Source organism: Streptomyces torulosus, assembly GCF_001419765.1.
In the GTDB taxonomy this organism is placed as follows: Bacteria; Actinomycetota; Actinomycetes; order Streptomycetales; family Streptomycetaceae; genus Streptomyces; species Streptomyces torulosus.
In genome coordinates this window covers 23922-31922 of the sequence record NZ_LIRK01000245.1, presented here as the reverse complement: position 1 = coordinate 31922, position 8001 = coordinate 23922, and the positions used below count along the sequence as shown (strand labels likewise).

Annotated in this window: 5 protein-coding genes; all 5 read left to right on the top strand. The window is 70.5% G+C overall.

From position 1 onward, the window contains the following. The first annotated feature begins 222 nt into the window (after nucleotides 1-222). A complete protein-coding gene (gene lysA, locus AOK23_RS17515; protein WP_055713634.1) occupies nucleotides 223-1614 on the top strand; it encodes a diaminopimelate decarboxylase in 1392 nt (463 codons plus the stop codon). Nucleotides 1615-1865: 251 nt separating this feature from the next. After that, nucleotides 1866-3158 (top strand): homoserine dehydrogenase, encoded by a 1293-nt coding sequence (locus AOK23_RS46845; RefSeq protein WP_167738805.1) that lies wholly within the window; start codon nucleotides 1866-1868, stop codon nucleotides 3156-3158. A 6-nt stretch (nucleotides 3159-3164) separates the two neighbouring features. Further along, a complete protein-coding gene (gene thrC, locus AOK23_RS46840; RefSeq protein ID WP_055713633.1) occupies nucleotides 3165-4223 on the top strand; it encodes a threonine synthase in 1059 nt (352 codons plus the stop codon). Nucleotides 4224-4580: 357 nt separating this feature from the next. Then, the gene (gene thrB, locus AOK23_RS17500) at nucleotides 4581-5534 is read left to right on the top strand and encodes a homoserine kinase (protein WP_055538228.1); all 954 of its coding nucleotides are present in this window, start codon (nucleotides 4581-4583) and stop codon (nucleotides 5532-5534) included. 407 nt (nucleotides 5535-5941) lie between these two features. Next, the gene (gene rho / locus AOK23_RS17495) at nucleotides 5942-7957 is read left to right on the top strand and encodes a transcription termination factor Rho (protein WP_055713636.1); all 2016 of its coding nucleotides are present in this window, start codon (nucleotides 5942-5944) and stop codon (nucleotides 7955-7957) included. Nucleotides 7958-8001: the final 44 nt, after the last annotated feature.

Below are 8001 nucleotides of genomic sequence, written 5' to 3'. Positions count from 1 at the left end.
GGCCGAAAGCCCAAGGCCAGCCGAAAGCCCAAGGCCAGCGGAAAGCCCAAGGTCAAAGCCCACAGGCCCCGAGCCTCAAGGCCCCAGCCGAAGCCCAAGCCCAAAGGCCCAAGCCCAAAGGCCGCCCGCCCGAAGCCCAAGCCCGAAGCCCAAGCCCCAGGCACCCGAGCCCCAGGCCCCGCGAGCACAGAGTCCCGATAGGCAGAGAGAGTCAGACCAGTCATGAGCCGTTCCGCACACCCCGCCGGGCCCCGTCACGCCGATGTGCTGCCGGAGGGGCATTACAGCGCCCCGCCCGCCGATCTGAACACGCTCGATCCGAAGGTGTGGGCGCAGACCGTCGACCGCGGGGACGACGGAGTCGTCCGCGTCGGCGGGGTCGACGTGAAGGCGCTTGCCGAGGAGTTCGGCACGCCCGCCTACTTCCTCGACGAGACCGACTTCCGCGCCCGCGCCCGCGCCTGGCGCACCGCGTTCGGGCAGGACGCCGACGTGTTCTACGCCGGCAAGGCGTTCCTGTCGCGCGCGGTGGTGCGCTGGCTGCACGAGGAGGGGCTCAACCTCGACGTCTGCTCCGGCGGCGAGCTCGCCACCGCCCTGTCCGCCGGCATGCCCGCCGACCGCATCGCCTTCCATGGCAACAACAAGTCCACGGAGGAGATCCACCGGGCCGTCGAGGCCGGCGTCGGCCGTATCGTCCTCGACTCCTTCCAGGAGATCGTGCGGGTCGCGCACGTCGCCCAGGAGCTCGGCAAGCGGCAGCGCGTGCAGATCCGGGTCACCGTCGGCGTCGAGGCGCACACCCATGAGTTCATCGCCACCGCGCACGAGGACCAGAAGTTCGGCATCCCGCTCGCCGGGGGGCAGGCCGCCGAGGCCGTACGGCGGGCGCTGAAGCTCGACGGGCTGGAGCTCATCGGGATCCACTCGCACATCGGGTCCCAGATCTTCGACACCTCCGGCTTCGAGGTCGCCGCCCACCGCGTCGTCGGGCTGCTCAAGGACATCCGCGACGAGCACGGCGTCGAGCTGCCCGAGATCGACCTCGGCGGCGGTCTCGGCATCGCCTACACCAGCGCCGACGACCCCCGTGAGCCGCACGAGATCGCCAAGGCGCTCACCGAGATCGTCACGCGGGAGTGCGAGGGCGCCCGGCTGCGTACGCCGCGGATCTCCGTCGAGCCGGGGCGGGCCATCGTCGGGCCGACCGCCTTCACCCTCTACGAGGTCGGCACCATCAAGCCGCTGGACGGGCTGCGGACCTACGTCTCGGTCGACGGGGGCATGTCGGACAACATCCGGACCGCGCTGTACGACGCCGAGTACAGCGTCGCGCTGGTGTCCCGCACGTCCGACGCCGAGCCGATGCTCGCGCGGGTGGTCGGCAAGCACTGCGAGAGCGGTGACATCGTGGTGAAGGACGCGTTCCTGCCGGCTGACCTGGCACCGGGTGACCTGATCGCCGTGCCGGCGACCGGAGCGTACTGCCGTTCCATGGCGAGCAACTACAACCACGTGCTGCGCCCGCCCGTCGTCGCGGTCAAGGACGGGGAGGCCCGGGTGATCGTCCGGCGGGAGACCGAGGAGGACCTGCTGCGTCTCGATGTCGGGTGACGGAAGAGGATCTGCCCCGTCTCGATGTCGGGTGACGGGGGAGGACCTGCTGCGTCTCGACGTCGGTGACGCGAGTCCGGCCGTCCGCGGCGGGGCGGATAATGAATGCCGGGAATTGCGGGCCGAAAGATCTCCGTCCTACGGCCCCGCGAAAATGAAATAGATGTCTCACGATCCGGACGAGGGATAGAAACTCCCGTCCGGTGAGTGAGACTGGTTCCACCGTATTCGGTATGAGGAAACGAGGTCGGATGATGCGTACGCGTCCACTGAAGGTGGCGCTGCTGGGCTGTGGGGTTGTCGGCTCAGAGGTGGCGCGCATCATGACGACGCACGCCGACGACCTCGCCGCCCGGATCGGGGCCCCCGTCGAACTCGCGGGTGTGGCCGTACGCCGGCCCTCCAAGGTCCGTGAGGGCATCGACCCGGCCCTCGTCACCACCGACGCCACCGCCCTCGTCAAACGCGGGGACATCGACGTCGTCGTCGAGGTCATCGGCGGTATCGAGCCCGCCCGCTCCCTCATCACCACCGCGATCGAGCACGGCGCCTCCGTGGTCTCCGCCAACAAGGCGCTCCTCGCCCAGGACGGCGCCGCCCTGCACGCGGTCGCCGAGGAGGCGGGCAAGGACCTCTACTACGAGGCCGCCGTCGCCGGCGCCATTCCGCTGATCCGCCCGCTGCGCGAGTCACTCGCCGGGGACAAGATCAACCGGGTGATGGGCATCGTCAACGGCACCACCAATTTCATCCTCGACAAGATGGATTCCACGGGCGCCGGTTATCAGGAGGCCCTGGACGAGGCCACCGCGCTCGGGTACGCCGAGGCCGACCCGACCGCCGACGTCGAGGGTTTCGACGCCGCCGCCAAGGCCGCGATCCTCGCCGGGATCGCCTTCCACTCGCGGGTACGGCTCGACGACGTCTACCGCGAGGGCATGACCGAGGTCACCGCCGCCGACTTCGCCTCCGCCAAGAACATGGGCTGCACCATCAAGCTGCTCGCCATCTGCGAGCGGGCCGTGGACGGTGGCTCCGTCACGGCGCGCGTGCACCCCGCGATGATCCCGCTGACCCACCCGCTGGCCTCCGTACGCGGCGCGTACAACGCCGTGTTCGTGGAGTCGGACGCCGCGGGCCAGCTGATGTTCTACGGCCCCGGAGCGGGCGGTTCGCCCACGGCCTCCGCCGTCCTCGGCGACCTCGTGGCCGTCTGTCGCAACCGGCTCGCGGGCGCCATCGGGCCCGGCGAGTCCGCGTACGCCGCCCTGCGGGTCTCGCCCATGGGCGAGGTCGTCACGCGCTACCACATCAGCCTCGATGTGGCGGACAAACCAGGTGTTCTCGCCCAGGTGGCGACCGTGTTCGCCGAGCACGGGGTGTCGATCGATACCGTTCGCCAGCAGGGCAACAACGGCGAGGCCTCCCTCGTCGTCGTCACCCACCGCGCGTCCGACGCCTCCCTCAACGGGACCGTCGAGGCGCTGCGCAACCTCGACACCGTGCGGGGTGTCGCCAGCATCATGCGGGTTGAAGGAGAGTAACCAGCAATGACCCACCAGTGGCGCGGAATCATCGAGGAGTACCGGGACCGGCTGCCCGTCTCCGACAGCACGCCGGTCGTGACGCTCCGCGAGGGCGGCACGCCCCTCGTCCCCGCGCAGGTGCTCTCCGAGCGCACGGGCTGCGAGGTCCACCTCAAGGTGGAGGGAGCCAACCCCACCGGGTCCTTCAAGGACCGCGGTATGACGATGGCCATCACCCGGGCGAAGGAGGAGGGCGCGAAGGCCGTCATCTGTGCCTCGACGGGCAACACGTCCGCCTCCGCGGCCGCCTACGCCGTCCGCGCGGGCATGGTCTCCGCCGTGCTGGTGCCCCAGGGCAAGATCGCGCTCGGCAAGATGGGCCAGGCCCTGGTGCACGGCGCGAAGATCCTCCAGGTCGACGGCAACTTCGACGACTGCCTCACCCTCGCGCGTGAACTGAGCGACAACTACCCCGTGGCGCTGGTGAATTCCGTCAACCCGGTGCGTATCGAGGGCCAGAAGACCGCCGCCTTCGAGATCGTGGACATGCTCGGCGACGCCCCCGACATCCACGTCCTGCCGGTGGGCAACGCGGGCAACATCACGGCCTACTGGAAGGGCTACAAGGAGTACGCCGCCGACGGCATCGCCGCGCGGACGCCCCGTATGTGGGGCTTCCAGGCCTCCGGCTCCGCGCCGATCGTGCGCGGCGAGGTCGTCAAGGACCCCTCGACCATCGCCACCGCGATCCGCATCGGCAACCCCGCGTCCTGGCAGTACGCCCTCGCCGCGAAGGACGAGTCCGGCGGTGCCATCGACGAGGTGACGGACCGTGAGATCCTGCGCGCCTACCGGCTGTTGGCCGCGCAGGAGGGTGTCTTCGTGGAGCCCGCCTCCGCCGCGTCCGTGGCCGGTCTGCTCAAGGCCGCCGAGAACGGCAAGGTCGACCCGGGCCAGACCATCGTCTGCACGGTCACCGGCAACGGCCTGAAGGACCCCGACTGGGCCGTCGCGGGCGCCCCGCAGCCCGTCACCGTCCCCGTCGACGCGGCGACGGCGGCCGAGCGCCTCGGCCTCGCCTAGTGCTGCGACCGGAAAGGTTCACCGGCTTGCAAACCTTTCCGGTCACAGCACCAGCCGCTCGGGCAACGGTTCGAAACGGCCAGTGAGCCGCGCGTAGACGCCGTTTCCCGGGGGATAACCCTGACAGGACCCGACAGGGGGTGCACAGGGGGCTTACGACACGCATCGTGCGCCTCCTGTGCGCCCTATGTCGCCACAGAACCCACCTTCGATAGGCTGTACCGAACCCGCCCGCTGCATATGCCCCGCAAGGGTGCGGCGCCGCGCCGTCCTCAGACGGCCGCCGGGTTCCCGCGTACGTCATCGAATGTCATTCGACAATCGTCAATCACGCAGTTCAAGGAGAGTCATCGAGCGATGGCCGGTCCAGCGTTCCGCGCCGCCGCCGTACGGGTGCGCGTCCCCGCCACCAGCGCCAACCTCGGCCCGGGCTTCGACGCCCTCGGTCTGTCGCTGGGGCTCTACGACGACGTGGTCGTCCGGGTGGCCGACTCCGGCCTGCACGTCGACATCGCGGGGGAGGGCAGCGAGACGCTCCCGCGCGACGAGCGGCATCTGCTCGTCCGCTCCCTGCGCACCGCCTTCGACCTGCTGGGCGGCCAGCCGCGGGGCCTGGAGATCGTCTGCGCCAACCGCATTCCGCACGGCCGCGGACTCGGCTCCTCCTCCGCCGCCATCTGCGCCGGCATCGTCGCCGCCCGCGCCGTGACCATAGGCGGGGAGAACCGGCTCGACGACGCCGCCCTGCTCGAACTCGCCACCGAGATCGAGGGACACCCCGACAATGTCGCGGCCTGCCTCCTCGGTGGCTTCACGCTCTCCTGGATGGAGGGCGGCTCCGCGCGGGCCATCAGGATGGATCCCGCCGATTCCATCGTTCCGGTGGTTTTCGTCCCCGGAAAGCCCGTGCTCACCGAGACGGCGCGCGGACTGCTCCCGCGCACCGTCCCGCACGTCGACGCCGCCACCAACGCCGGCCGTGCCGCCCTGCTCGTGGAGGCCCTGACCAGGCGTCCCGAGCTGCTGCTGCCCGCCACGGAGGACCGGCTGCACCAGGAGTACCGGGCGCCCGCCATGCCGGAGAGCGCGGCCCTGGTCGAGCGACTGCGGGCCGACGGCGTCCCGGCGGTCATCTCCGGCGCCGGACCCACGGTCCTGGCCCTGGCCGACGAGGCCAGCGCCGACAAGGTGGCCCACCTCGCGGGCGCGGAATGGGCCGCCAACCGGCTGGATCTCGACGCCCGAGGGGCGTGCGTCCTGCCGCTCACCACCACCGTCGCCGAGAACGGCGCCGACAGCGGCGACGCATAGGGGCGTACGGTTGCCGGATTTCGAGAGGGGGAATGTTTGTTGGATCCGGTAGTGTTAACCTCAAGTCTGCACCTGCCCCAGCCATGGCATGGTGCTTATCGTCCCCGTCCGGGACAACCATTCTTCCGGGAGTCTCCCAAGCCGCACTGTGCTTCGTACGTCAAGCTGTACGCCGTACGCAGGCACTGAGCGGTCTGCCGAGCAGGCTCCGGAACCGGCGTGACCGAGCCGCGTGACACAGACACCGAGTGCCACGGCCCCGTAAGCGCCGAATCACCAGCAAATTTTCCTCCGCCGCTTTGGCGGACCACCGCCCCGGCACGGTCCACCCGAACAGGGCCGAAGCCGGACAGCACAACCGGTCGCCGAGCCAGAAGGCCGACGTCCGCTCCAGGGAAGGACCCTTCGTGAGCGACACCACCGATCTGATGGGCGCACGTGTCGAGGAGACCGCTGCCGCGCCCGCCACGGACGCCGCGCCTGCCAGCGGTGCCGGCTCCAGGCGGCGCCGCGGCACCGGCCTCGAGGGCATGGTGCTGGCCGAGCTGCAGCAGGTCGCATCAGGCCTCGGCATCAGGGGCACCGCGCGGATGCGCAAGAGCCAGCTGATCGAGGTCATCAAGGAGGCGCAGGCGGGAGGGGGTGCCGCGGCTCCCAAGGCCGAGGCCGCCACCGAGACCAAGCCCAAGCGCCGGACCACCTCGAAGGCACGCACGGGCGAGGACGCCGCCCCGGCCGAGAAGGCCGCCAAGAAGGCCGAGGCGCCCGCCGAGAAGGTCGACAAGACCGAGAAGGCCGTCGCCCAGCAGCAGATCGAGATCCCCGGTCAGCCGGCCGGCGGGGACGAGGCGCCCACCGAGCGCCGCCGTCGCCGGGCCACCGCCGACGCGGGCAGCCCCGAGACGGTCACCGCCGAGGCGAAGGCCGAGCCCAAGGCCGAGACGCCGGCCCAGCCGCAGGCCGAGGCCAAGGGCGACGCCGCCGACGCCGACGGCCGCCAGGGCCGCCGTGACCGCCGTGAGCGTGGCCGCGACCGTGACCGCGGCGACCGCCGGGGCAAGGGCGACGAGCAGCAGGGCGGCGGTCAGCAGCAGCGCGACCGCGGCCAGCAGCAGGGCCAGCAGCAGAGCGGTGGCCGCCAGGACCGCCAGCGCGACAACGGTCCGCAGGACGACGACGACTTCGAGGGCGGCCGCCGTGGCCGTCGCGGCCGCTACCGCGACCGTCGTGGCCGTCGTGGCCGTGACGACATGGGCGCGGCCGAGCCGCAGCTCGCCGAGGACGACGTCCTGATCCCCGTCGCGGGCATCCTGGACATCCTCGACAACTACGCGTTCATCCGCACCTCCGGCTACCTGCCGGGCCCGAACGACGTGTACGTCTCCCTCGCCCAGGTCCGCAAGAACGGCCTGCGCAAGGGCGACCACATCACCGGTGCGGTCCGTCAGCCCAAGGAGGGCGAGCGCCGCGAGAAGTTCAACGCGCTGGTCCGCCTGGACTCCGTCAACGGCATGGCGCCCGAACACGGCCGTGGCCGCCCGGAGTTCAACAAGCTGACCCCGCTCTACCCGCAGGACCGCCTCCGTCTGGAGACGGACCCGGGCGTGCTCACCACCCGCATCATCGACCTCGTGTCGCCGATCGGTAAGGGCCAGCGCGGTCTGATCGTGGCCCCGCCGAAGACCGGCAAGACCATGATCATGCAGGCGATCGCCAACGCGATCACGCACAACAACCCCGAGTGCCACCTGATGGTCGTCCTCGTCGACGAGCGTCCGGAAGAGGTCACCGACATGCAGCGGTCGGTGAAGGGCGAGGTCATCTCCTCGACCTTCGACCGTCCGGCCGAGGACCACACCACGGTCGCCGAGCTCGCCATCGAGCGTGCCAAGCGCCTGGTGGAGCTGGGTCACGACGTCGTCGTGCTGCTCGACTCGATCACGCGTCTGGGCCGTGCGTACAACCTGGCCGCGCCGGCCTCCGGCCGCATCCTGTCCGGTGGTGTCGACTCGACCGCCCTGTACCCGCCGAAGCGCTTCTTCGGTGCGGCCCGCAACATCGAGGACGGCGGCTCGCTGACCATCCTCGCCACCGCCCTGGTGGACACCGGGTCCCGCATGGACGAGGTGATCTTCGAGGAGTTCAAGGGCACCGGCAACATGGAGCTCAAGCTCGACCGGAAGCTCGCCGACAAGCGCATCTTCCCCGCGGTGGACGTGGACGCGTCCGGTACCCGCAAGGAAGAGATCCTGCTCGGCAACGAGGAGCTGGCGGTCGTCTGGAAGCTGCGCCGGGTGCTGCACGCGCTGGACCAGCAGCAGGCCATCGAGCTGCTGCTGGACAAGATGAAGCAGACGAAGTCGAACGTCGAGTTCCTGATGCAGATTCAGAAGACGACGCCGACGCCGGGCAACGGCGACTAGCCCGACCGGTAGTCCACGACAGAGCAGAACCGGGGCCACCCTCC